25 protein-coding genes are annotated in these 22,168 nt (G+C 68.2%); 13 read left to right on the top strand and 12 right to left on the bottom strand.

Annotated features, from left to right (window positions below; translation table 11 throughout):
- Genes HWX62_RS00920 through HWX62_RS00885 form a run of 8 tightly spaced genes read left to right on the top strand, consistent with a single transcriptional unit; the run spans position 1 to position 7,386 of the window.
- On the top strand, positions 1-1,245 hold the full coding sequence (locus HWX62_RS00920; RefSeq protein WP_175931387.1) for a citrate/2-methylcitrate synthase: 1,245 nt from the start codon (positions 1-3) through the stop codon (positions 1,243-1,245).
- Between the two features lie 28 nt (positions 1,246-1,273).
- Entirely contained in the window at positions 1,274-1,936 is a 663-nt protein-coding gene (locus tag HWX62_RS00915; RefSeq protein ID WP_175931386.1) for a class I SAM-dependent methyltransferase, read from the top strand.
- 3 nt (positions 1,937-1,939) lie between these two features.
- Complete coding sequence (locus tag HWX62_RS00910; protein WP_175931385.1) at positions 1,940-3,013, top strand: TauD/TfdA family dioxygenase; 1,074 nt, start codon at positions 1,940-1,942, stop codon at positions 3,011-3,013.
- 11 nt (positions 3,014-3,024) lie between these two features.
- The gene (locus HWX62_RS00905; protein ID WP_175931384.1) at positions 3,025-4,038 is read left to right on the top strand and encodes an ABC transporter ATP-binding protein; all 1,014 of its coding nucleotides are present in this window, start codon (positions 3,025-3,027) and stop codon (positions 4,036-4,038) included.
- The gene (locus tag HWX62_RS00900) at positions 4,031-5,110 is read left to right on the top strand and encodes an ABC transporter permease (RefSeq protein WP_175931383.1); all 1,080 of its coding nucleotides are present in this window, start codon (positions 4,031-4,033) and stop codon (positions 5,108-5,110) included. The genes HWX62_RS00905 and HWX62_RS00900 overlap by 8 nt, the downstream gene beginning before the upstream one ends.
- Before the next feature lie 37 nt (positions 5,111-5,147).
- A complete protein-coding gene (locus HWX62_RS00895) occupies positions 5,148-5,690 on the top strand; it encodes a permease (RefSeq protein WP_175931382.1) in 543 nt (180 codons plus the stop codon).
- A gap of 2 nt (positions 5,691-5,692) precedes the next feature.
- Entirely contained in the window at positions 5,693-7,111 is a 1,419-nt protein-coding gene (locus HWX62_RS00890) for an FAD-binding oxidoreductase (RefSeq protein WP_175931381.1), read from the top strand.
- A 32-nt stretch (positions 7,112-7,143) separates the two neighbouring features.
- Positions 7,144-7,386 carry a hypothetical protein gene (locus HWX62_RS00885; protein ID WP_175931380.1) on the top strand — a complete coding sequence of 81 codons (243 nt, stop codon included), beginning with the start codon at positions 7,144-7,146 and terminating at the stop codon, positions 7,384-7,386.
- A gap of 96 nt (positions 7,387-7,482) precedes the next feature.
- Here the strand turns inward: HWX62_RS00885 and HWX62_RS00880 are convergent, their stop codons facing one another.
- The 3 genes from HWX62_RS00880 to HWX62_RS00870 are packed head-to-tail and all read right to left on the bottom strand — an operon-like array spanning position 7,483 to position 10,401.
- Entirely contained in the window at positions 7,483-8,835 is a 1,353-nt protein-coding gene (locus HWX62_RS00880) for a TRAP transporter large permease (RefSeq protein ID WP_006481162.1), read from the bottom strand.
- Between the two features lie 4 nt (positions 8,836-8,839).
- The gene (locus tag HWX62_RS00875) at positions 8,840-9,418 is read right to left on the bottom strand and encodes a TRAP transporter small permease (protein WP_175931379.1); all 579 of its coding nucleotides are present in this window, start codon (positions 9,416-9,418) and stop codon (positions 8,840-8,842) included.
- Entirely contained in the window at positions 9,415-10,401 is a 987-nt protein-coding gene (locus tag HWX62_RS00870) for a TRAP transporter substrate-binding protein (RefSeq protein WP_175931378.1), read from the bottom strand. The genes HWX62_RS00875 and HWX62_RS00870 overlap by 4 nt, the downstream gene beginning before the upstream one ends.
- Before the next feature lie 566 nt (positions 10,402-10,967).
- On the opposite strand from HWX62_RS00870, the gene HWX62_RS32905 reads away from it, so the two are divergent.
- The gene (locus tag HWX62_RS32905) at positions 10,968-11,162 is read left to right on the top strand and encodes a hypothetical protein (protein ID WP_175931377.1); all 195 of its coding nucleotides are present in this window, start codon (positions 10,968-10,970) and stop codon (positions 11,160-11,162) included.
- Between the two features lie 32 nt (positions 11,163-11,194).
- Here HWX62_RS32905 and HWX62_RS00865 read toward each other — a convergent pair whose 3' ends face one another.
- The 4 genes from HWX62_RS00865 to HWX62_RS00850 all read right to left on the bottom strand — a co-directional run bounded on the left by HWX62_RS00865 (position 11,195) and on the right by HWX62_RS00850 (position 14,638).
- Positions 11,195-12,169 (bottom strand): helix-turn-helix transcriptional regulator, encoded by a 975-nt coding sequence (locus HWX62_RS00865; protein ID WP_244135911.1) that lies wholly within the window; start codon positions 12,167-12,169, stop codon positions 11,195-11,197.
- A gap of 324 nt (positions 12,170-12,493) precedes the next feature.
- Positions 12,494-12,745: a hypothetical protein gene (locus HWX62_RS00860; RefSeq protein WP_175931375.1), complete on the bottom strand. Its 252-nt coding sequence runs from the start codon at positions 12,743-12,745 to the stop codon at positions 12,494-12,496.
- 356 nt (positions 12,746-13,101) lie between these two features.
- Positions 13,102-14,154: an ankyrin repeat domain-containing protein gene (locus HWX62_RS00855; protein WP_175931374.1), complete on the bottom strand. Its 1,053-nt coding sequence runs from the start codon at positions 14,152-14,154 to the stop codon at positions 13,102-13,104.
- A gap of 103 nt (positions 14,155-14,257) precedes the next feature.
- Positions 14,258-14,638: a hypothetical protein gene (locus HWX62_RS00850; RefSeq protein ID WP_175931373.1), complete on the bottom strand. Its 381-nt coding sequence runs from the start codon at positions 14,636-14,638 to the stop codon at positions 14,258-14,260.
- 81 nt (positions 14,639-14,719) lie between these two features.
- Between HWX62_RS00850 and HWX62_RS00845 the strand changes: the two genes are divergently transcribed.
- Positions 14,720-14,965 (top strand): hypothetical protein, encoded by a 246-nt coding sequence (locus HWX62_RS00845; protein ID WP_175931372.1) that lies wholly within the window; start codon positions 14,720-14,722, stop codon positions 14,963-14,965.
- A 57-nt stretch (positions 14,966-15,022) separates the two neighbouring features.
- Here HWX62_RS00845 and HWX62_RS00840 read toward each other — a convergent pair whose 3' ends face one another.
- Positions 15,023-15,511, bottom strand: a complete 489-nt coding sequence (locus tag HWX62_RS00840) for a RidA family protein (protein WP_175931371.1) — start codon at positions 15,509-15,511, stop codon at positions 15,023-15,025.
- A 228-nt stretch (positions 15,512-15,739) separates the two neighbouring features.
- On the opposite strand from HWX62_RS00840, the gene HWX62_RS00835 reads away from it, so the two are divergent.
- Entirely contained in the window at positions 15,740-16,039 is a 300-nt protein-coding gene (locus HWX62_RS00835) for an H-NS histone family protein (protein ID WP_175931370.1), read from the top strand.
- 169 nt (positions 16,040-16,208) lie between these two features.
- Here the strand turns inward: HWX62_RS00835 and HWX62_RS00830 are convergent, their stop codons facing one another.
- Together HWX62_RS00830 and HWX62_RS00825 are read right to left on the bottom strand one after the other, a co-directional pair.
- Positions 16,209-16,541, bottom strand: coding sequence for a cupin domain-containing protein (locus tag HWX62_RS00830; RefSeq protein ID WP_175931411.1), 333 nt, complete (start codon positions 16,539-16,541; stop codon positions 16,209-16,211).
- A gap of 738 nt (positions 16,542-17,279) precedes the next feature.
- A complete protein-coding gene (locus HWX62_RS00825; protein WP_175931368.1) occupies positions 17,280-18,203 on the bottom strand; it encodes a LysR family transcriptional regulator in 924 nt (307 codons plus the stop codon).
- A 67-nt stretch (positions 18,204-18,270) separates the two neighbouring features.
- Here HWX62_RS00825 and HWX62_RS00820 point away from each other — a divergent pair, with 67 nt between their 5' ends.
- Positions 18,271-18,888 (top strand): LysE family transporter, encoded by a 618-nt coding sequence (locus HWX62_RS00820; protein WP_175931367.1) that lies wholly within the window; start codon positions 18,271-18,273, stop codon positions 18,886-18,888.
- A 34-nt stretch (positions 18,889-18,922) separates the two neighbouring features.
- On the opposite strand, the gene HWX62_RS00815 is transcribed toward HWX62_RS00820, so the two are convergent.
- Positions 18,923-19,555 (bottom strand): NAD(P)H-dependent oxidoreductase, encoded by a 633-nt coding sequence (locus tag HWX62_RS00815; RefSeq protein ID WP_175931366.1) that lies wholly within the window; start codon positions 19,553-19,555, stop codon positions 18,923-18,925.
- A 132-nt stretch (positions 19,556-19,687) separates the two neighbouring features.
- Between HWX62_RS00815 and HWX62_RS00810 the strand changes: the two genes are divergently transcribed.
- Positions 19,688-20,566, top strand: coding sequence for a LysR substrate-binding domain-containing protein (locus tag HWX62_RS00810; RefSeq protein WP_175931365.1), 879 nt, complete (start codon positions 19,688-19,690; stop codon positions 20,564-20,566).
- A 52-nt stretch (positions 20,567-20,618) separates the two neighbouring features.
- On the opposite strand, the gene HWX62_RS00805 is transcribed toward HWX62_RS00810, so the two are convergent.
- On the bottom strand, positions 20,619-22,094 hold the full coding sequence (locus tag HWX62_RS00805; protein WP_175931364.1) for a coniferyl aldehyde dehydrogenase: 1,476 nt from the start codon (positions 22,092-22,094) through the stop codon (positions 20,619-20,621).
- Positions 22,095-22,168 lie beyond the last annotated feature (74 nt).

Below are 22,168 nucleotides of genomic sequence, written 5' to 3'. Positions count from 1 at the left end.
ATGGACACGACACTCGACTCCCGCACCGCCGCCACCGCGGCCAACGACGCGCCGCGCAACCTGCTCGGCCGGCCGACTACGCGCCATCGCGGCACCGACATCGACGGTGCGACGCTCGACCCCGAAGCGCTGCGCGTGCGCGACCTCGACCTGAACGCGCTGATCGGCGCGACGACGTTCGAAGGCGCGCTCGCGCATCTGTGGTTCGACGTCGCGCCGGGCCACGCCGACCATCATGCGCACGAGGCGACGATCGGCGCGCGGCTCGCCGCGTTCGCCGACGCGCTGGCGCCGGGCTCGGTCGCCCAGTCGGTCGCCGCCGACCTCGGCGCGGCGGGCGTCGCGCCGGTATTCGCGGCTGCGTCCGGCCTGCTGCGCGGCCTCGACGACGTGACCGACCGCGTGCGCGGCCCGGCGCCGGACGATGCCGATCTCGACACGATGCTGCTGTGCGCGGCCGCCGCGCCGTTCCTGCTGCACGCGGCGATCGAGGGCCGGCCGTTCGCCGCCGGCCCGCACGCCCGCGGCGGCCCCGCGCTCGACGCAGCGCGGACGCACGCGCAACGCATGCTCGTGCTGACCGGCGCGACGCGCGCCGACGCGCCGGCGCAAGCGGCGATGGACATGCTGCTCGTCGCGTGGCACGCCGGCTTCGGCTACATCACGCCGACCGTGCTCGCGCCGCGCGTCGCGATCGGCACCGGCGTCACGCTCACGCAGGCGATCGCGTCCGGCTTCCTCGCGAGCGGGCCGTCGCACGTCGGCGCGGCGCTCGAAGCGATGCAGTGGCTCACGGCGCTCGCGCGGTCGGTGCCGGGCGGCGCCGGCGCGCCGGCCGCCGCGCTCGACGCGGCCGGGCGCGCGGCGATCGATGCGGCGCTCGACGCCAAACGCACGCTGTACGGCTTCGGCCACCCGCTGTTCGTCGCCGATCCACGGCCGCCGCACTTGCGCGGCCGGTTCGCGGCATGCGGCTTCGACGGCGGCTACGTGACGCTGTTCGACGCGTGCTGCGCGCAGGCCGACGCGCGCCGCGCGCTGCGGCCGAACATCGATTTCCTGACCGCCGCGACGCTGCTCGAACTCGGCGTCGCCGCGTCGTCGTGGGGCGTCGGCGTCGGGCTCGGCGCACGCATCGCGGCGATGGCCGCGCATGCAGTGGAACGGCGCCGCCGCCCGGCGTTCGGCGTCAACAGCGCGACCGCGCGACGGCTGCTGGCCGCCGTGCCGGTCGGCTGGCTGTGAACCTTCACCCTTTCGCACAAGGAACGTCATGCTGCTCAAGAACCTGCGCCCGGCGAACGACTACGATCGCTTCGCCACCGAAACGCTCGAACCGTGGGACCTGCTGTTCATCAGCCGCATCCGCCAGCTGGCGCGCGGGATGACGCCCGGCACGATCGCCGACATCGGCACGGCCACCGGCGTCGTGCCGGTGCGGCTCGCGACCGATCCGGCGATGCGCGGCTGGCGCTACGTCGGCATCGACCTCGATCCGGCGATGCTCGACGAAGGCCGCCCGCGCATCCGCGAACTCGGGCTCGACGACACGATCGAGATGCGCGTCGGCGACGCGCTCGCGCTGCCGTTCGACGACGGCACGCTGACGATGGCGGTCGGCCGCGCGACGCTGCACCATCTGCCCGACAAGGCGCTCAGCCTGACCGAGATGTACCGCGTGCTGGAGCCGGGCGGCATCGCGCTCGTGCACGACATGCGCCGCGACGCGCCGCAGCACCTGCTCGACCGCTTCACCGAGATGCGCGCCGCCGCCGACTATCCGCCGACCCACGTCGAGGAAAAGATCACGCTCGACGAAGCGCATGCGCTGGTGGCCGAAGCCGGTCTGGCCGAGGTTGCGTCGATCTACAGCCCGAGCGCGGGGCTCGGCGCGCTCGGCTTCGAAATCCTGCTGAAGAAACCGGCGCTGGCCTGAGCGATGACCGATCTCGCCTTCCTCGCCGCGCATGCCGCCGTACGGCTCGGCGCCGACGACGTGCACTGCGCGCCGGTCGCGCCCGGCGCGACGCTGCCGCTGTGCGTGACGCCGCGCAGCGCCGAACTCGCGACGTCGCCGGACATGTTCGTCGCGTGGTACCGCTCGCGGCTCGACACGATCGACACGCTGCTCGACGCATGCGGCGCGCTGCTGTGGCGCGGCTTCGCGGTGCCCGACACCGCCGCGTTCGGCCGCCTCGGCGCGCTGTATCCGCCGCACGCGAACGGTTATACGGCCGGCGCCGCCCCGCGCCGGCAGATCGACGGCCAGGTCTACGAGTCGACCCGCATGCCGCCGCCGTTCAGGATCGGGCTGCACCAGGAGATGGCCTACATGCCCGCGTTCCCGCGCCTCGTCGCGTTCTACTGCCGGCTGCCGGCCGACGCCGGCGGCGAGACGCCGATCTGCGACATGCGGCGCGTGACCGCGCGCGTGCCGGCCGCGCTGCGCGCACGGTTCGCCGAGCGCGGCGTGATGTACCTGCGCAATTTCGCGGCGCCGGGCGACCGCGCCGACGGCCTCGCCGCGAACCCGAACCTGCCGTTCGCCGCGTACCACCGGCCGTGGGACGACGCGTTCGGCACGACGGAGCGCGACGAAGTCGAGCGGCTGTGCGCGCAGCGCGGCGTCGGCTGCCGCTGGCTCGACGACGGCAGCGTGACCGTGTCGCACGTCGGCAGCGCGCTGCGCACGCATCCGCGCACCGGCGAGACGGTGTGGTTCAACCAGGCGAGCGCGCAGCACCCGAACCCGCGCTCGATGGGCGAACTCAGCTACCGCTACCTGCAGCGGATGTACGGCACGCGCGCCGCGTTCCCGTACGAGATCCGCTACGGCGACGGCTCGCCGATGCCGTTCGACGACCTCGTGGCGATCTACGACGCGCTCGACGACGAAGAATTCGCGTTCCCGTGGCAGGCCGGCGACGTGCTCGTCGTCGACAACATGCTGGTCGCGCACGGCCGCAACCCGTACCGGGGCGCGCGCGACACGCAGGTCATGCTGTTCGACTGAGGGCGCGGGCGATGAGCGTTTCGTTTCTCTCCTCGGTGCGCGCGATGTTCGGCCCGCCCGCCGCGTTCGACCGGCCGCGGCGCGCGGGCACGCCGTCGCAGCCGGATGCGCATGCGCCGGGCGCGGCGCTCGGCGCGCGCGCGATCGACGTCGCGGCCGGCGATTTCCGCTTCCGCGCGCGCCACGTGCGGTTCCGGCGCGGCGCGATCACCGCGATCGTCGGCCCCAACGGCTCGGGCAAGACCACGCTGCTGGAAACGCTGCTCGGCTTCCGGCGCGGCGGCAGCGACGTGCGCGTGCTCGACGTGCCGGCCGAACGCTTCATGCGCGATTCGCGCTCGCTGCGGCGGATCGGCGCGCAATTGCAGAAGGTCGAATATCCCGATCACTTGCGCGTATCCGAGATCGTCGCGCTGCACCGCGCGATGTATGCGCACACCGATGCGGCGATCACCGACGCGCTCGGCATCGCCGAACTGCTCGCCAAGCCGTGCCGCGCGCTGTCGAAGGGGCAGCGCCAGCGCGTGGACCTCTACGTCGCGCTCGCGCACCGGCCCGAGCTGGCCGTGCTCGACGAGCCGTTCACGGGGCTCGATCGCCGCTATGCGGGCGTCGTGATCGACCTGCTGCGGCACCGCGCGAGCGGCACGAGCGTCGCGATGATCTGCCATTCCGAGGAAGAACTGAGCGTGGTCGACGATCTCGTGTGGGTGCGCGACGGCGGCGTGCGCTACCAGGGCAGTCAGGACACGCTGCGCGCCGAGCTCGTCGGCGATGCGCGCGCGGTGCTGCACTGCCGCGACGAAGCCGATGCGCGCGCGCTGCGCAAGCGGCTCGCGGCGCTGCCGGGCGTGACCGGCGTGCGCGTGTCGGCCGCGCACGTGGTCGAGGCGTTCGGCGATGCGACGCTGCATCCGAACGTGCACCGGATCGTCGGCGAACGCGGCATCCAGCATCTCGCGCTCGCGCCAAGCACGCCGGGCGACCTGCTGCGCCTGTGCACCGAGGGGCCGACCCATGACTAAGGTATTCCTGATCCTCGTGCGCAACGAGCTGCTCGGCTATCTGCGCAGCCGCTCGTCGCTGTTCTGGACGCTCGTGTTCCCGGTGTTCCTGCTGAGCGTGATGCTGTTCGCGTTCGGCGGCTCGGGCTCGCTCGGCACGGCCGACATCGCATTCGACTTGCCCGGCGGCGCGACGCCGTACAACCAGGCGTGCAAGGCCGAGATCGTCGCCAGCCTGTCGCACAGCGACACGGTGAAGGCGACCTTCGGCGGCCGCGGCGCGCCGGCCGAGCGCGTGACCGTCGTGCTCGGCGCCGACGAGCGCACGCCGGCGACGATCCGCTACGACTTCAACGGCTCGCTCGCGGTCAAGGCCGCGTCGCGCGTCGTCGAGATCGCGCTCGCGCGCTGCGCCGCGCAGCGGCTCGGGCTGCCGGCCGCGCAGGCGCGCTTCGAGAATGCCGCGCCGGCGCGCCGCCCGTTCGACTACGGCGCGTTCTTCGCGACCGGCATCCTGGTGATGGCGTTCATGGCGATCGGCCTCAACTCGACGACCACCGCGATCGCCGCGCTGCGCGAGCGCAATACGTTCAAGCTGTACGTGTGCTTCCCGGTGTCGCGCGGCGTATTCCTCGCCGCGCTGATCGTCGCGCGCATGGCGATGATGGCGCTGTCGGCGCTCGTGCTGCTGACGGTCGCGCGCGTCGCGTTCGGCATCGCGCTGCCGATCGCGACGCCGGACGGGCTGCGCGCGTTGCCGATCGTGCTGCTCGGCGCCGCGATGGTGCTGAGCATCGGCGTGCTGCTCGCCAGCCGCACGCGCTCGCTCGCGGCCGCCGAACTCGCGTGCAACGTCACCTACTACCCGCTGCTGTTCTTCAGCGACCTGACGATCCCGATGCACGACGCGCCCGCGTGGCTGAAGGCCGCGCTCGCGTTCCTGCCGACCAACCAGTTCGCGGTCGCGCTGCGCGGCGCGCTGGTCGACGGCGCACCGTACGCGCAGCTCGCGCCGCAGTTGCTCGGCATGACCGTGTGCACCGCGCTGTTCCTGTTCGCCGCCGCGCGGCTGTTCCGCTGGCACGACGCGTGACGCGTCGCCCCGCAGTTTCGACGAAGGAGAAACACCGATGAAATCGACCCATCCCATAACCGGCTACCTGCTGCACGCGAGCAACTTCCTGCCGGCGATCGTGTTCCTGTTCTACGGCCGGCTCGGCCCCGGGCAGCCGGACCTGCGCTGGACCCACGCGTTCCTGATCGGCGGCGTGCTCGCGCTCGTGCACGGCGCGTGGTTGATCCGCCGCGCCGAGCGCAACAGCATCGCGATCGGCGTCGACCTGTTCCTCGTGATCGGCGCGGTGCTCGCGCTCGTCTCGCCGACAGGTAGCCGTCTGTGGGGCGAGGAACTCGGGCCGGCCGCGATGCTCGTCTGCGTGCTGGTGGTCGGCATCGTGCATACGGCGTGGTCGGACGGCGGCTTCGTCGACGGCACGTTCGTCGACCACGCGCGTGCGCGTTCGCTGTCGCTCGTGCTGCTCGCCGTCACCGCCGTCGCGCTCGCGGTATCGATCGCGATGCGCCACAGCCCGCTGTGGGGCGGCGTCGTGCCGCTGATCGCGCTGGTCGTCGTGCGCGGCCGGCTGCGCAGGCAGCTCGCGCGGGCCGGCTGACGATGAACGCGCTGCCTGCACACGCGGCACCCGCCACGCAACGGCACGCGCTCGCCGCGGCGCTCGGCGACGGCTGGCTCGAAGGCGCGGCCTGCGAGCCGTATGCGACCGACGTCGCGCGCCACGGCGGCGTGCCGCTCGGCGTCGCGCGGCCGGCGTCGACCGCCGACGTGCGCGCGCTCGCCCGCGTGGCCGTCGCGCACCGGATCGCGCTCGTCGCCCAGGGCGCGCGCACCGGGCTCGTCGGCGCCGCCGTGCCCGATCGCGGCGGCACGCAATGCGTGGTGTCGTTCGAGCGGATGCGCGCGGTTCGCGCGTTCGATCCGGCCAATCGCAGCATCACGGTCGAGGCCGGCGTGCGGCTGTCCGACATCAACCGCGTGGCGGGCGAAGCCGGGCTCTGCATGCCGATCGATCTCGGCAGCGATCCGGCCGCCGGCGGCCTCGTGGGCGCGAATGCCGGCGGCAGCCGCCTGATCAAGTACGGCGACGTGCGCCGTCACGTGCTCGGCGTCGAAGTCGTGCTGGCGGACGAAGCCGGCACCGTGATCGACGCGCTCGCGCCGCTGCGCAAGCGCAACGCGGGCTTCGACGTCGCGCAGTGCTTCATCGGCGCGAATGGCGCGAACGGACTCGTGACGGCCGTGTCGTTCGCGCTCGCGCCGCTCGAACGCTCATCGTGCGCGTCGTTCGTCGCGTTCGCGTCGTACGACGCGGCGCTCGCCGGCCTGCTCGCGTTCGAACGCGCGTTCGGCGAGATGCTGTCGGCGTTCGAATTCATGTCGGCGGCGGCGGTCGGTTGCGTCGCGGCGGTATATCCGGCGCTGCGCATTCCGTTCGAGGCGAGCGCCGCCGCGTGCTACGCGCTCGTCGAGATCGCGACCGGCATGCCGGGCCTCGACGCGCTGCTCGAGGCGCGCACCGTCGCGACGCTCGACGCGCTCGCGACCGAACGCGTGGCGCTCGACGCGGCATGCGCGCCGGCGGAACGGTTCTGGCGGATTCGCGACGCGCTGCCGGCCGCGGTCGCGCACGACGGCCTGCCGCTGTCGTTCGACGTGTCGTTCCCGCGCGGCGCGCTGGCCGGGTTCGTCGCCGACGCCGAGCAGTGGCTCGCCGCCGCGCACCCGTCGCTGCGCTGCCATGCGTTCGGGCATTTCGGCGACGGCGGCTGCCATCTCGTCGTGTCGATCCCGCATGCCGACGCGCACCGCTACGGGCCGCTGCAGCAGGTGGCATTGCGCGGCGCGCTGTACGACCGCGTCGCGCAGGCAGGCGGCTGCTTCAGCGCGGAGCATGGCGTCGGGCCGGTCAATATCGCGTACTACCGCAAGCATGTGCCGGCCACGCAACGGCAGCTCGCCCGCGCCATCCAGCACGCCGTCGACCCGCTCGGCCTGATCGGGCGGGTTCGCTACTGACGCGCCGGTTCGCGGCGCCACGGAGATTTCGCATGATGTTTCGACACCCGCCCGGCCAGGGCACCCCTTCCGAACCCGACGCCGATCTTTCGTCCTCCGGCATCCCGGCCACGCTGCCCGATTCGGGCGTGGTGGTCAACGTGCGGGGCGTCGCGTGCGTGATCCCGTTGCCGCCGCGCGACCATGCGCGCCCGGCGCTGTGGCGCGAACTGGCGGACTGGCGCGACGAACGGTCGGTCGATCGCGACGTCGCACCGGATGGACGGCCGGATTGAGCGGCCGGCGCCCGGCGCCCGGCGAGCGCGCCGCATGGGCGGGCGCGGCGCCGGACCCCCTCGGTCGTCCGGCGCCGCGACGGGCCACACGCGCCGTCAGAACACCGCGTGCCCGCTGATCAGGCTCGGCAGCCACGTCGAGAAGAACGGCATGTACGTGACGATGTTGATCGCGCTGAAGATCGCGAGGTAGTACGGCCACGCCATCTTCGTGGTCTCGCCGATCGACACGTTGCCGATCGCGCAGCCGACGAACTGCACCGAGCCGATCGGCGGGTGCACGAGGCCGAGCGAGCAGTTCAGCAGCAGCATGATCCCGAACTGCACCGGCCCGACGCCGCACGCCATCGCGATCGGCAGGAACAGCGGCGTCGTGATCAGGATGTGCGCGGCCATGTCGACGAACGTGCCGAGAAACACCTGGATGATGTTGATGTACAGCAGCATCAGCCACGGCGCCGCGGTCGACTGCTTCAGCAGCCCTTCGATCGCATCCGGAATCTCCAGGTACGACATCTGGAAGCGCAGCATGTTGGACACCGCGATCAGCAGCAGCACGACGCCCGTCGTGCGCGCCGCATGCGACAGCGCACGGCGCAGCTTCTCGGCCGTCAGCGTCCGGTAGACCACCGCGGTCAGCACGAGCGAGTAGACGACGGCGATCGCGGCCGCTTCCGTCGCAGTGGCGATGCCCTTCGCGACGCACACGAGGATGATCGCGATCACCATCAGCCCGGGCACCGCGCCGACGAAGCTGCGCAGCACCGCATACCAGCCGGGAAACCGCGGCAGCGCGGACGAGCCGTCTTCACGGCGCGGATAGCCGTGACGCACGGCCTGCCAGTACGCGGCGGCGAGCACGAAGCCCATCACCCACAACACCGGCAGGAGCCCCGAGAACAGCAGGTCGCCGATCGACACGCCGCTCACCGGCTGGCCGTGCAGCATCCCGGTGATGCCCTGCGCGGCGAACGCGTAGATGATCATGTTGGTCGACGTCGGCATCAGCGCGCCCGCGAGCGACGCATGCGTGGTCACGTTGACCGCGTACGCGGCGCTGTAGCCTTCGCGCTTCATCAGCGGAATCACCACGCCGCCCATCGCCGACGTATCGGCGGTCGGCGAGCCCGACACGCCGCCGAACAGCGTGCACGCGACGACGTTCGCCATCCCGAGGCCGCCGCGGAAGTGGCCGACGGTCGCCTGCGCGAAGCGCAGGATCCGGTCCGCGATGCCGCCATGCAGCATCAGTTCGCCGGAGAAGATGAAGAACGGCACCGCGAGGAACGAGAACGCGTTCATCCCCGAGATCATCGCCTGCATCGCGGTCGCGATCGGCAGGCCTTCGACCATGTAGGTCAGCACGCACGCTATCCCGAGCGCGAACGACACGGGCACGCCGAGAACGAGAAATATCAGAAAACTGACGGACAGGATCGCGAGTTCCATGGCGTTATTGTCCCGACGAAGAACGACGAAGCGCGAGCAGGTGCTCGAGCGAGAAGAGGATGATCGCAACCGCCGCGGGCATCGTGATCAGGTAGCGCACGCCTTCGGGCAGCCCGATGATCGGGATGCGGTCGCCCATCGTCTCGGCGGCCATGCTGCCGCAGCCGATCATGATCATGATCGCGAACGCGATCAGGCTCAGGTGCTGGATCGCGACGACCACCGTGCGCGCCTTCGGCGACAGCCGGCGCACCAGCGAATCGAGGCCGATATGGCCGCCGTCGCGCACCTTCATCGCCGCGCCGAACATCGCGATCACGATCACGAGCAACAGCGCGATCGGCTCGACGAAATCCGGCGCGTTCTCGAACACGTAGCGCATCACGACCGCGTAGAACACCAGCACCGTGAGCACCGCGAGGCACGCCGACGCGATTCCCGCCAGCACGCGGAACAGCACGTCGTTCACGCAGCGCAACAGCGGCGCGGCCGCGCGCGGCCGGCACGGCGTCGCGCCGTCGGCGGCGGCCGCGTCCGGCGAGCCCACGGCCGCGGCGCCATTCAGGGAAGTGCGACGCGTCACTTGGTGGCCTCGATCTCGTCGACGATCTGCTTCATCTGCGGCGTCTTTTCATACTTGGTCCACAGCGGCTGCATCGCCTTCACGAACGCCGCGCGGTCGATCTGCGCGGCCGGCAGGATCTTCGCGCCGCCCTTCGTCACCAGCTGCTGCGCGGACGCCTCGCGCGCGGTCCACAGCTTCTGGTAGTACGGCACCGAATCGGCCGCCGCCTTGCGGATCGCCGCCTGCTCCTGCGGCGACAGCGTGTCCCAGACCTTCTTCGAGAACACCAGCACTTCCGGCGTCATCGCGTGCTGCGTCTCCGAGTAATCGGGCGCCACTTCGTAGTGCTTGGTTTCCTCGTACGACGGCAGGTTGTTTTCCGCCGCGTCGACGAGGCCCGTCTTCAGGCCCGTGTACACCTCGGCGAACGGCATCGGCGTCGGCGTGCCGCCCATCGCCTTGATCTCGTCGACCATCAGGTCCGACGGTTGCACGCGCACCTTCAGCCCCTTCATGTCGGCCGGCGAACGCACCGGGCGCTTCGCGTAGATCGAGCGCGCGCCGCTCTCGTAGAACGTCAGCGCGATCATCCCCTTCGCGGTGAACGCATCGAGGATCTTCTGGCCGGCCGGGCCGTACATCGCCTTGCGGAAATGGTCGATGTCGCGGAACAGGAACGGGAACGACGGGATCAGCGACTCCGGCACGATCTCGTTGAACGACGCGCCGTTCACGCGCGCCATGTCGATCGCGCCGATCCGCACCTGGTCGACCGTGTCCTTCTCGGAGCCGAGCGCGCTGTTGCCGAACACCTTGATCGAATCCTTGCCGCCCGTCTGCTTCGACAGCGCCTCGCCCATGAACTTCACGGCCATGTTGGTCGGGAAGTTGTCGCCGTGCACGTCCGCCGAACGGAACACGCGCGCCTGCGCGGACATCGCGAAGCCGGCCATCAGCGCGACGGCCAGGGCGGTGCGGGAGCCGGTGAATCGGTGCTTCATGGTGAGTCTCCTTGATGGTCGATCGTTGTTGTGCGGCGATCCGGCGGCACGCGCCCGCTTCGCCGATACGCTCGCTTGAGCTGTAGAGTCATACGTCGTATGACGTGTTGAGCGACTGTACGTCGGTTAATCGTTTAACTCACTTGGTGCATACCCCTATAACCCCAGCCATCAAGGGTGCTTTGCTCAGAATGAGGAATCGCATTCTCTGTTTTTACCACCTTCTGCGAAACGTTTTCCGGAAACGGGGCGGGATGTAAATTGGACACCGGTGCGGCGGCGTCCGGACAATCGGCCGCGTTTTTCCTGCATCTGTTACAAAAGTTATAGGATGACTGATCACAAAATCGTCATGTCGCCGCGATGTCCCCTGCGCTCGATCCGGCCAGCGTGCTCGACTACGGCGACGGTTCGCCACGTGCCCGGGCATCGATCGGTCGAATCCGTCGGGCCGACGCGGGCGCCGGCATTGTCCCGCGCGGTCGAGCCTTCGTCGTCGCGCGTGCGGCCTCGCAGGCACGCGCGATGCGCACCGCGACCGCGTGCAACGCAAAAAGGAGCCCGTGATGTCGACCACGAAGCCAGCAGCGACCCCCGCCCCGGATACGCCGCCGAATGCCGGCGACGAAGGCCCGGCGGACGCGCCGGGCATCGGCGAGGACACGTGCCGCGTCTGCCGCGGCACCGGCCGGGTGGAGGGTCGGCCCTGCACCGTTTGCGGCGGGACCGGCAAGATACTGCAGGGAATCGGCGGCGGATAGACGAAAAGGCGGTCGCCCGGCGCATCGGCCGCTCAGGTCTGCATGACCAGCGACGTGAGCTGGGCCGCGCGCGCCACGTCCGTCTTCGTGTAGATCGACTTGATCTGCGCGCGCACCGTGCCGATCGACACGCCGCGCAGCGCCGCGCATTCCTGCGGCGAGCGCCCGTCGCAGCACAGCAGCACGGCAAGCTCGGCCTCGGCCGACGACAGCCCGTAGAACACCCGCAAACGCTGCGCGCGCGCCGACGGCGAACGCAGATCGGCGGCCGTCATCAAGGCCGCGACGCCCGGCCGCTCGCGCGCGAGGCGCGACTGTTCGGGAACGGGAATCAGCGCGAGCGCCAGCGGCTCGCCCGTCTTGCGCCGCAGCAACAGCCCGCCGCGCGCGAACGCGTGCCGCCATTGCGCATCGTCGATGCAGCCTTCCGGCGCGAAGCGGCCGTTCACGATCCGCAGCGCCGGTTCGGCGGCGATCAGTTGATCGGCCGCGCGGTTCGTATAACGCAGTTCGCGCAGCGCACCGAGCAGGAATACCGGCACCGGCACCGCATCGAGCGCCGATTCCGCGGCGGCCACGCGCGCTTCGAGCTCGCCGATGCGCGCATGGATGCGCAGCGCGCGGCTGATGTGGGTGCCCATGATTTCGATGGTGCGGCGCTGCTCGTCGGACAAGCCTTGCGATTCGGGGCCGCCCTGTACGCTGAGGAAAGCGCCGGCGCCCTCGCCGCGATGGAGGTACAGGCCCGAGATGCTGCCGAGCCCGAACGGCTGCATGAACTCCCGATAGAACACGCCATGTGTGCGCTCGCGCACCGACAGGTGCCTGGTGTCCTCGAACCAGCGCCCGGCCGGCCAGTCGGCGGCAACCGGCACGACCGGGTCGTACAGGTAGAACTCGGTGTTGTAGCGGCGCTGGCAGGCGGCGACCCATGACGGATCGTCGCCGGCCGCCTGCTCGATCGCCGGCAGCCTCGCCGCATCGTCGAACGACAGCAGGGTGGCCATGCGGACGCCGACCGACAAACGCAGCCCGTCCAGCACCGCTTCCCATCGTTGATCGCCCAGTGCCGCAGCGTAGACGTCATCGATCCATGCCGATGGAACCAACCCGTTCGTCTGCATCTGGCCACCCCACGCCGTGCGTTTTTGTCGAACGCCGTTCGGGCATCTTAGTCAATCGATCCGATTGTTCAAATCGCCGATGCGGGTTTGGTCGAAATACCACGTTTGTTACCGTTTCTCGTCAGACGTAAGGGTCGTTGTCGACATGGCGACGCAAGCGCGGACGACGCGGCGAAACGCGTTTCGCCGCCCGGTCCGACGATGCACTTACTTCATCGTCGCGAACCGCACTTCCATCTCGTCGATCTTCGCGAGCACCGCTTCGCTCAGCTTTCTGACGTGACGCGGCACGTCGGGCGTCGACAGCAGTTCCTCGATACGCCCGCGCCAGTAGCTCGGATGCCTGACACGCCCCGCGCTCCACATCGACACATCGTCGACGTTCGTCTCGCTGTCCAGCAGCGCCACCATCCGCTGGATGTGCGAGAGCTCTCGTTCCACATAGTCTCGTGCGAGCATATTGATTGAAATCCCCCGAAATACGACATCAGGCCTTTCGTCATCAACGCGCCGTCGGTCGCGGCGCCAACGGCGCCGCGCATACGATAGGCATCAGCGTATGCGACGACTGTGTCAATCGACCGTGCGGCCGCTTACGGCGACCGGCGCGGGACGACAGGCCTGTTCGATTGTTCTGATGATATCGGCGGCCCACGGTGCCTTGTCGATCATCGTAGGCGCAGCGCCCGGCGCCGGCATCCCCAAAAGTGGGGATGCGGGCCGACAGGAGTCGGGCGAGGGCTTGCGGAAATGACGGGCGACGAACGGCCGGCATCGGGATGCCGGCCGGCGCGGCCCGGCGACGCCGCCGCGCGCTACCGGCGATAGGACGGCGGCGCGAGTTCGACCGGATCGGGGTTCAGGCGCACCCACGCAACCGCGAGCCGGCACAGCTGCGCCGGGTCGCCGGATTGCCGCTTGACGTCCTGCACGACGGCCTCCATGTCCGACAGATCGGCCGCCGGCAACGGCGTACCGGTACGCACGATCGCCGCGAACGCGTCGGCCATCTTCCTGAAATCGGCGTCCCAGTTGCAGCCGCCGTTGTGTTCGAGTTCATGCGCGATGCGGCCCGAGATCCGGACGAGTTCGCCCTGCACCGTCGCCGCGTGCCCCGTTCCCGGCACGAGTTGCGTCCACAGCGCCTGATGCTGCGCCTGCCACGTGCCGGCCGCGACGACGATCGGCGACCGGCCGTCGTGCAACCGACGGTGCGGCGCCGGCGGCACGCCGAACAACGTGTAGAGACGGTCCAGCGCGGCACTCGCGGCGTCGACGGTTTGCGCGTTGTAGCGCTCGCGCATGAACTCGAAACGCTCGCCGATTTCCGCGACGCTGGCCTGCATCCGCGGCGTCTTCGCCGCACCGGCGTCGAGCAGCACGTCGGCAAGTGCCGCCATGTGCTCGAGGTCCGCATTGCCGCAGGTGTGCAACGCGCGCTCGAGCGGCGTCTGCCCGTCCCGGTTCAACGCGTCGACGCGCGCGCCGTGCTCGAGCAGCACGCGCGCGGACAGCGCATGACGCGAGTCGGCCGCCGCATGCAGCGGCGTACCGATCGATGCCCGGTCGTCGTGAACGTCCGCGCCGAGTTCGAGCAGCACGTCGATGCGGCTGCGCCGGCTGCGGGCACGCACGTGCAATGCGGTGTTGCCGTACGCGTCGGCTGCGCCGATATCCGCGCCCTGCGCGACGAGCCAGCGCGCGAGATCGTCGGGACACCGATCGAACGACAGCGCGGTCCGCTTGCTCGGCCCGCCGCGCGCATTCACGTCGCAGGTGTCGAATACTGCCTGAAGCTTCGCCAGGTCGCCTTCGTCGAGCAGCGCGTCGAAGTCCTTCGGCAGCAGCTTCTTTTTTGCTTTCGGCATGGCGGCTCTCCTGCCTTCGATCGCGTCCGTATCGTCGGGCATTCGTCAATGTGATAACGCGGCTTTGCATCCGTTGCCGGTGCGCATGCAACCCGCTGCCCCGTCAATCCAGCGGCTCCAGCGCGTCCAGCCCGTCCGGGCGGCCGGATGCGCCGCCGAGCTTCGTGATGTTCCAGCGTGCGGCGTCGTTCCAGTCGTAATCCATTCGATAGGAAAACCGCGCATTGGCACGAAACAGCGCGGCGCGGAATTTCCTGCCGTCGTTGGCGAGCGCATCGCGCAGTTGCGGCCCGATGCGCATGATCCCGTCGATGAAATCCCGATGCTGCATCGTCGAAACGAGCTCGACGCCCGCCGCGGTCGCGTAGGACGCACGCACGCCGTACTGCACGTCGCCCGGCGCGCTGAAACACACGTAAACTTCGCGCCAGCCGGGGAAGGCGGCCTGCATGTAGCCGATCACGTGCCGGGCAAGTTCGATCACCCTTTCTGTCGCGTCGTCGTTCACCGATCGCCCCCGCAATGAGATCGCGACGAGCGTAATCGGACACGGCACGATGCGTCAATGGCCGCCACGCCGCTCGAACGGCATGGCGCCGACGACCCGATTCCGCGGCGCATTTTGCCGAAACGGCCGTCGTCGCGGGCCGGCCCGCTCGCGAGCTTCAAGACCCTGCTCGCGGAAATTCGCGCGAAGCGCGCGTGGCATTACCTCGAACGCCCGGAGCTGGGCTACGGCCAGATCGCTTTCCGCTCGATTCCCAGGATCCGGATTCGTTCTCCCGCGCATTCAATGAATGGAGCGGGATGACACCCGAAGCCGCCCGCTCAGGCGCCGCGCGTCGATCGATACAAACGGCGCGTTCGATCAACCGGCCGCGCCGCTGCGATTCAGCCCGAAAATGAAATCGGCTTCCACCGCCGCGCCCTTCGGCAATTGCAGTACGCCGACCGACGAACGCGTATGAACGCCGGCATCGCCGAGCACCGCGTACAACACGTCCGACGCGCCGTCGGCCACTTCGCTTTGCATCGTGAAGCCGGGCGCGCTTCGCACGTACACGGTCATGCGCGGCACCGTCGCGATCGCATCGAGCGTGCCGCACTGCTTGCGAATCAGCGACAGCGCACGCAGCGCCGAGATGCCGGCCGCGCGGCGGCCGTCGTCCAGCGAAACGGTGTCGCCCACGATGCCGACGAAATGCACGATTTCCCCGATTCGCGGAATCTGGCCGGCAATGTAGGCCGTGCTTCCATCGACCAGAACGGGCGTGTACTTTCCGCCGATCCTGATCGTTTCGTCCGGATCGAATCCGAATCCCGCTGCGACCTGTTTCAGTTTGTCATCCCTGTTCATCAGTGAATTCCCCGATCCTTATGAAAAAAAGATAAAGAATAATTGAGTCTCCGAAGCTTGTCCCGCATGAGAAGATCGGCGGCAAACGATCCAATCGAGCCACTTCTCAGGTGTTCGAAGCAGTGGTGTATTGCCATATCGACAATGAAATTCGTAGTCGGAGCAATTTTCTTCGTCATTTCCGGTTGAAACCGCTATCATGTATGGACACAACCTGAAGAGTGATATATGGCAACTTACAAGGAACTGAAAGCCCAAATGGATGCTTTGGCCGAGAAAGCCGAAGCAGCGCGCATCGCCGAATTCCAGGCGATCGTCGACGACATCCGCACCAAAGTCGCGGAATACGGCATTACCGAAAAAGACATTTTCGGTAGTCGCCGCGGTCGGCCGGCCAGACAGGCGGGCGCCCCCGTGCAGGCAAAGTATCGCGATCCGAAGACCGGGGCGACCTGGTCGGGCCGCGGTCGCGCGCCCGCATGGATCAAGGATGCGAAGAATCGCAATCGATTCCTGATCCAGGAATAAGATCCCCGGCATGGGCCGCGCGATTCAATGCGCTGTCCGGCGATTCAGGCATTGATTGGGGCATCGATACCGGCGGTATTCCATGGCCGCTCCGGTTGACGAGGTTTTGCCCGATCGGCGTGTTGCGCACCGGTCAATCGGCCGATCGCGCCGCACGCCAATCCTTTCTTCAGCGTTCGTAATAGACGGCAAGCCAGACGGTTTGCACTTCGTCATGCGTCCACGCGACACGATGACGGCAATGCGGCTCGATCAGCACGTAATCGCCTGCGCGCATATCGAGCCGTGTCGCGCCCTCTTCGAATTCGAGCACGGCCGCACCGGACAGCAACACGACCCATTCGGCCCGCGGGTCGTCATACCAGAACCCGTCGGGGCTCGCATGGCCCATCGACACGATTCGCTCGACGTTCACGCGCGGGCCCGTGGCAAGCATGTCGATTCGCTCGTCGCCGCCGCGCCGCCCTTCGACGCTGAATAAATTACCGGTTTGAAGTGGCATGGCTTCGCCTCGTCGTTGATCTTCGGGTAAAGGCTGCGGGTTTAAAGGCGACGGAAAATGTCCGTTGCAGCCTGGCATCGCGCTGGTTTCACGAACGTCGTCAAACGTCTGATAAAAAAGATGAAGAATGTGCGCAGCTTTACCTGCGCTCATTCATTGGCCCGATAAAGCACATCGCGACATTTTTCAGTGGCGCGCGCCATCACGCGCCATTTCGATAAAGCCCGTCAAAGCCCGACATCTGCATCGTTCAACGTAGACGAGCGTAGCGCGGAACCACGGCGCTGCCAATTCCGGATGCGGAGAAAGTCGCTACCCCGTGCCGGAAGCGGCGTTGAAGCCGCCCCACGCACTTGCCGCAATTCAAAAGCACGCGAATGCGGAAGAACGCGATCGTGTGCGCGCGATACCGTACGCCGGGCACGGCAATTCGCGGCGACAAGTTTCCGATGCCGCCAACGTACGTCGTTCGCCTACGTCGGCGCCGCGATCCACGCGTCGGTCGTTAGCAGACGGGCCGCAGACAAGCACGAATCAGCCCTGGCCAGTACATTTCATTCTTTATTTCGATTCGAAGCCGCGTTTATCTCGTGAGCGACGACATCGTCTGGATCGCGGATATCGATGCGCCGAATGCCGATGCATGGACGGAACAGGTTCGCTGCTATTTCGACTGGTGCGGTATCGACCTCAAGACCAAACGCACCGTATTTCATTCAGGCCCGGGACTGCAAGGCGTCACACCGTCCCCCTCAACCACCCCAGCAACGCCGCCTGCGCACTCCCGTCCGCCACCGGCGCCGGCGTCAGCAGGTAGTAGTCCGACCCATCTTCGACGAACCCCATCGGCGCAACGAGCACACCGCTTTCGATATCGTCGCGCACCAGATGCCACGGCCCGATCGCGACTCCCAGCCCCGCGACGGCCGCCTGCAGACTGAAGTAGAAGTGGTCGAACCGCTGCCCGCGCCCGCTCGCGGCCGGCTGATTCGCCGCCACCGCCCATGTACGCCATGCGTCCGGCCGGGTCCGCGTATGCAGTAGCGCGGCGTCGGGCTTCAACACACGACCGCCGCGACGCGACGCAAACCACGCACCGACCTTGTCCGGCCGGCAAACCGGCCCCACCCGTTCGGCGAACAGATGCTCGGCGTGATACGCCGCCGGCCACGCGAAGTCGTTGCGACGAATCGCCATGTCGATACCGCTGTCGAACGAGAACGGCCCGCCCGCGGCGGCCAGATGAATATCGATGCCCGCATGCCGCGCCTGGAAATCCGGCCAGCGCGGGATCAGCCAGCGCATCAGGAGCGTCGGCTCGCACGACAGGACCGAACGCCGCGCACGGGCGGCCTCGCTGCGTAACGCGTGTACGGCGTGACGCATCAGGCCGAGGCCATCATGAACGGCCTGCGCGAGTGTGCGGCCCGCATCGGTCAGGAACACGCGACGACTGCGCCGCTCGAACAACGCCACGCCCAGATCGTCCTCGAGCAGACGCACCGCGCGGCTGACCGCGCCATGGGTCAGGCACAGCTCGTCGGCCGCGCGACTGAAATTCTCGTGACGCGCCGCCGCGTCGAAACAACGCAGCGCCATCAGCGACGGCAGGTCCGCACGAATCGATTGTGAGTCAGATTCACCATTCCGGTCAGAAATCATCGTTTTTCCTGATGAAGCACGATCGGTACGATTGTGCCATCAAGATATCTCCCTCGGGAGCGACACCATGACCGAACTGATAGTCGTCGTCACCATCACGCTGCTCGCCGTGATCAGTCCCGGGCCGGACTTCGCGATGGTCACGCGCAACAGCCTGATGCAGTCGCGCCGTTCCGGCGTACTCACCGCATGCGGGATCGGGCTCGGCGTAACGGTTCACGTGACCTACACGCTGCTGGGTGTCGGGCTCCTGATTCGTCAGTCGCTGTGGCTCTTCAATGCCGTCAAGCTGGTCGGCGCGATCTACCTGATCTACCTCGGCGCAAGGATGCTCCTGACGAAAGCCGGCAGCGTGCAAGCCGACACCCGCGTCGCGCCGCTGTCCGATCTCGCCGCGCTGCGCACGGGCTTCCTGACCAATGTGTTGAACCCCAAAACCACCGTATTCATCGTCAGCCTGTTCATGCAGGCCGTCCGGCCCGACACGCCGTCGATCGTGCAGATCGGCTACGGCGCATTCATCGCGGCCGCGCATGCCTGCTGGTTCACCGTCGTGGCGGTCTGTTTCTCGGCCACGGCGGTCCGCGATCGCCTGCTGTCGCTGCGACACTGGATCGATCGCACGTTCGGATGCCTGCTGGTGGGCTTCGGCGTCGCGCTCGCCATCGCACGCGGCGCGCGCTGACACCCAACCCGCGCGGATGCAGCGCGCGGCAACGTCAGAACGTCCGCGCGATCGCCCGTGCCTCGTCGATTGCCCGGCTGCGGTCGACCGTCCCGTCCGGGCCGAACAGCGTGCGCTCGACGACGATCCCCGTGATGTCCGTCACGCCCACGAACTTGAGCCACGTTTCCATGTAAGGGCGCTGCAGATCGAACTCGGCGGCCGGTGTGAACGACCCCGGCGACTGGTACGCGAGCCCGCGCGCGTAGACGACCGCCGCCTTCTTTCCGGCCAGCTTCCCGGTAAACCCCGCTGCGTCGAACGTGAACAACACGTCCTTCTGCGAGATCACGTCGATCAGGTGCTTGAGTTTGTACGGAATGCTGAAATTCCACAGCGGCACGCCGAACAGGAACTTGTCCGCTTCGTGGAACGGCGCCGCGAGCCGTTCGATCTGCCGCCACGCAGCAGCCTGTTCCGGCGTCAACGTCGTACCGCTCAGGCCGGCATATTTCGCGGCCAGCGCGGCGGCATCGAATTCGGGCAACGGCAGATCCCAGATATCGAGCTTGCGGATCTCGTGATCGGGATGAACCTGCCGGTATGTGTCGAGAAATGCATTGCACACCTCGATGGACGCCGAATAGGCCTTGTTGGGTGAGCCTTCGATATAGAGCACGCGTGTCATGGTGCCGATCCTTGCCAGGCGTGACGACGGCGCGCGGGATGCGCGCTCGCCCACGGCATCTCGCAGCCTATCGGGTCGGCCTATAATCCGGAAACGATATTAATTGATCAAACCAACCCGGATTGGTGATGAATGAATGCTCCTCTCGACACGGCGCTGCTTCATACGTTCGTTGCGGTCGCCGACGTGCGCAGCTTCACCGGTGCCGGACGCCGGCTGAACCTCAGCCAGTCCGCGGTCAGCGCGCAGATCGTTCGGCTCGAGGAACAGGTCGGCCAGACGCTGCTCGTGCGCAATACCCGCAGCGTGGCGCTCACCGGGCATGGCGAAACGCTGCTGGGCTACGCGCGTGCGATGCTCAATCTGAGCGAGGAAGCCCGCGCAAGGCTGGGAACGGCCGATATCGTCGACGTCAGGCTGCGGATCGGCGTGTCGGAGGATTTCGCGGGCGGCTGGCTGCCGGACCTGATGCGCCGCCATGGCGCCGCGCGGCGCGGCCTGCGGCTGGATCTGGTCGTCGATATCGGCGACAGCCTGTTTCGACGGCATGCCGACGGCGAATTCGATCTCGTGATCGGCAGCCGGTGCTCGCACGCGGGCCATGGCGCGACGTTGTGGCAAGAGCCGCTCGTCTGGGCGTTCGCGCGCAACGAGCCGCTTCCGGAAGGGGACGTGCCGCTCGCGTGCTTCCCCGATCCATGCCCGTACCGCGGCGCAGCCATCACGGCGCTCGCGCTGGCCGGGATGCACTACCGGATCGCGTGCGAAAGCCCGAGCGTCACCGGCATCCGGACCTTCGCGCGGGCCGGCATCGCGATCGCGCCGGTGCCGCGCAGCGCGATCGACGACACGCTTCGCGAATTGGGCTTGCCCGAAGGCTTGCCGGAACTGCCCGAGATGGAGTTCGTGATGATGCACGACGCGCGGATGCCGGCGGCCGTCGAATTCGCCACGACGATTCTGGAGGAAACGGCGGCTCGCACGGGCGCGGGCAAGCGCACCCGCGTATAGCGGGCCGCGCCCGCGACGATACCCGCGGCGCACGCACGGCGCTCCGCCTTGCTCAACGCTTCGCGCTCCATTCGACACGCCCGCCGGCCGGCTCGCGGCTCCGCCCGAGCAGCGCCGCCAGCGACATGTCCGCGAGCTTGCCGAACGGCGCACGCAGCAGGCTCGGCAGGTTCCAGCGCCCCTGCACGAACACGCCCTTCGCGTGGCTCATCGCGCGGAATCCCTCGATGCCGTGATATGCGCCCATCCCGCTCGGGCCGACGCCGCCGAACGGCAAGTCTTCCTGCGCGACGTGCAGGACCGTGTTGTTGATACCGACATTGCCCGACGTGGTGCGCTTGAGCAACGTCTCGCAGTCGTCGTCCCGCACGCCGAAGTAATACAGCGCCAGCGGCCGCGGACGCGCATTCACGTAATCGACGACCTCGTCGATCGTGCGATACGTGCGCACCGGCAGGATCGGCCCGAAGATCTCTTCCTGCATGACGGCCGTGTCGTCGGCCGCTCCCACGATCAGCGTCGGCGCGAGCGTCCGCTTGCGGGTCGCCGCGCCGCGCGGATTCACGCCGGCCTCGATCACCCGCGCGCCGCGGCTGCGCGCTTCGTCGACGAGGCCTTTCAGGCGGTCGTAATGCCGGTCGCTGACGATCGACGTATAGTCCGGGCTGGTCGGCCCGTCCGGATAGAAACGCGCGACGGCCGCGTCGTATTGCGCGACGAACGTGTCCAGATCGTCTTCGTGCACCAGCGCATAGTCGGGCGCCACGCACGTCTGTCCGCCGTTCGACAGCTTGCCGAACACGATGCTCGACATCGTTCGGCCGTCGACATGCCCTCTTGCGACGATCACGGGGCTCTTGCCGCCCAGTTCGAGCGTGACCGGCACGAGATTGTCGCTCGCCGCCTTCATGACCTTGCGGCCCACTTGCGTGCTGCCGGTAAACAGCAAATGATCGAACGGCAGCCCGCTGAACGCGGCGCCGACGTCGGGGCCGCCGAGGACGACCGCGACTTCCTCGCTCGGGAAGGTATCCGCGAGCATGCGCCGCATCAGCTCGCTGGTGCGCGGCGTCAGCTCCGACGGCTTGAGCATCGCGCGGTTGCCGGCGGCCAGCGCGGTGGCCAGCGGAATGAACGTCAGCGAGAACGGGTAATTCCACGGCGCCATCACGCCGATCACGCCCAGCGGCTGGTATTCCACATGCGCCCGCCCGGCGCGATAGAGGAGACCGACGTGCCGGCGCTGCGGCTTCATGAAGCGACGCAGGTTGCGCGTCAGGTAATCGATCGCCTGGATCACGCCGACCAGTTCCATGATCGCGGTCTCATGGCGCGAGCGATGTCCGAAATCGGCGCTGATCGCTTCCTCCACGTCGCGACGGTGATCCAGCACCACGGCCCGCAGCCGCGCGAGCCGGGCCTTGCGCTGCTGCAGGCCCGGCGGCCCCTCGGCGACGAACGCGCTGCGCTGGCGGGCGAGCAACGCCGCCGGGTCGATGCTGGAACTGGATGCTGCGGGAACGGCCATGATGCACCTCACGAGGTTGCGCCTATGTAGACACTGTCAACTTGCCTGAGACGGATCATAGGGCCACAATGTGT

Origin of the sequence: Burkholderia sp. BCC0506 (assembly GCF_902833145.1) — a bacterium.
Lineage (GTDB): Bacteria > Pseudomonadota > Gammaproteobacteria > Burkholderiales > Burkholderiaceae > Burkholderia.
This window is presented reverse-complemented; position numbering and strand designations above follow the sequence as displayed.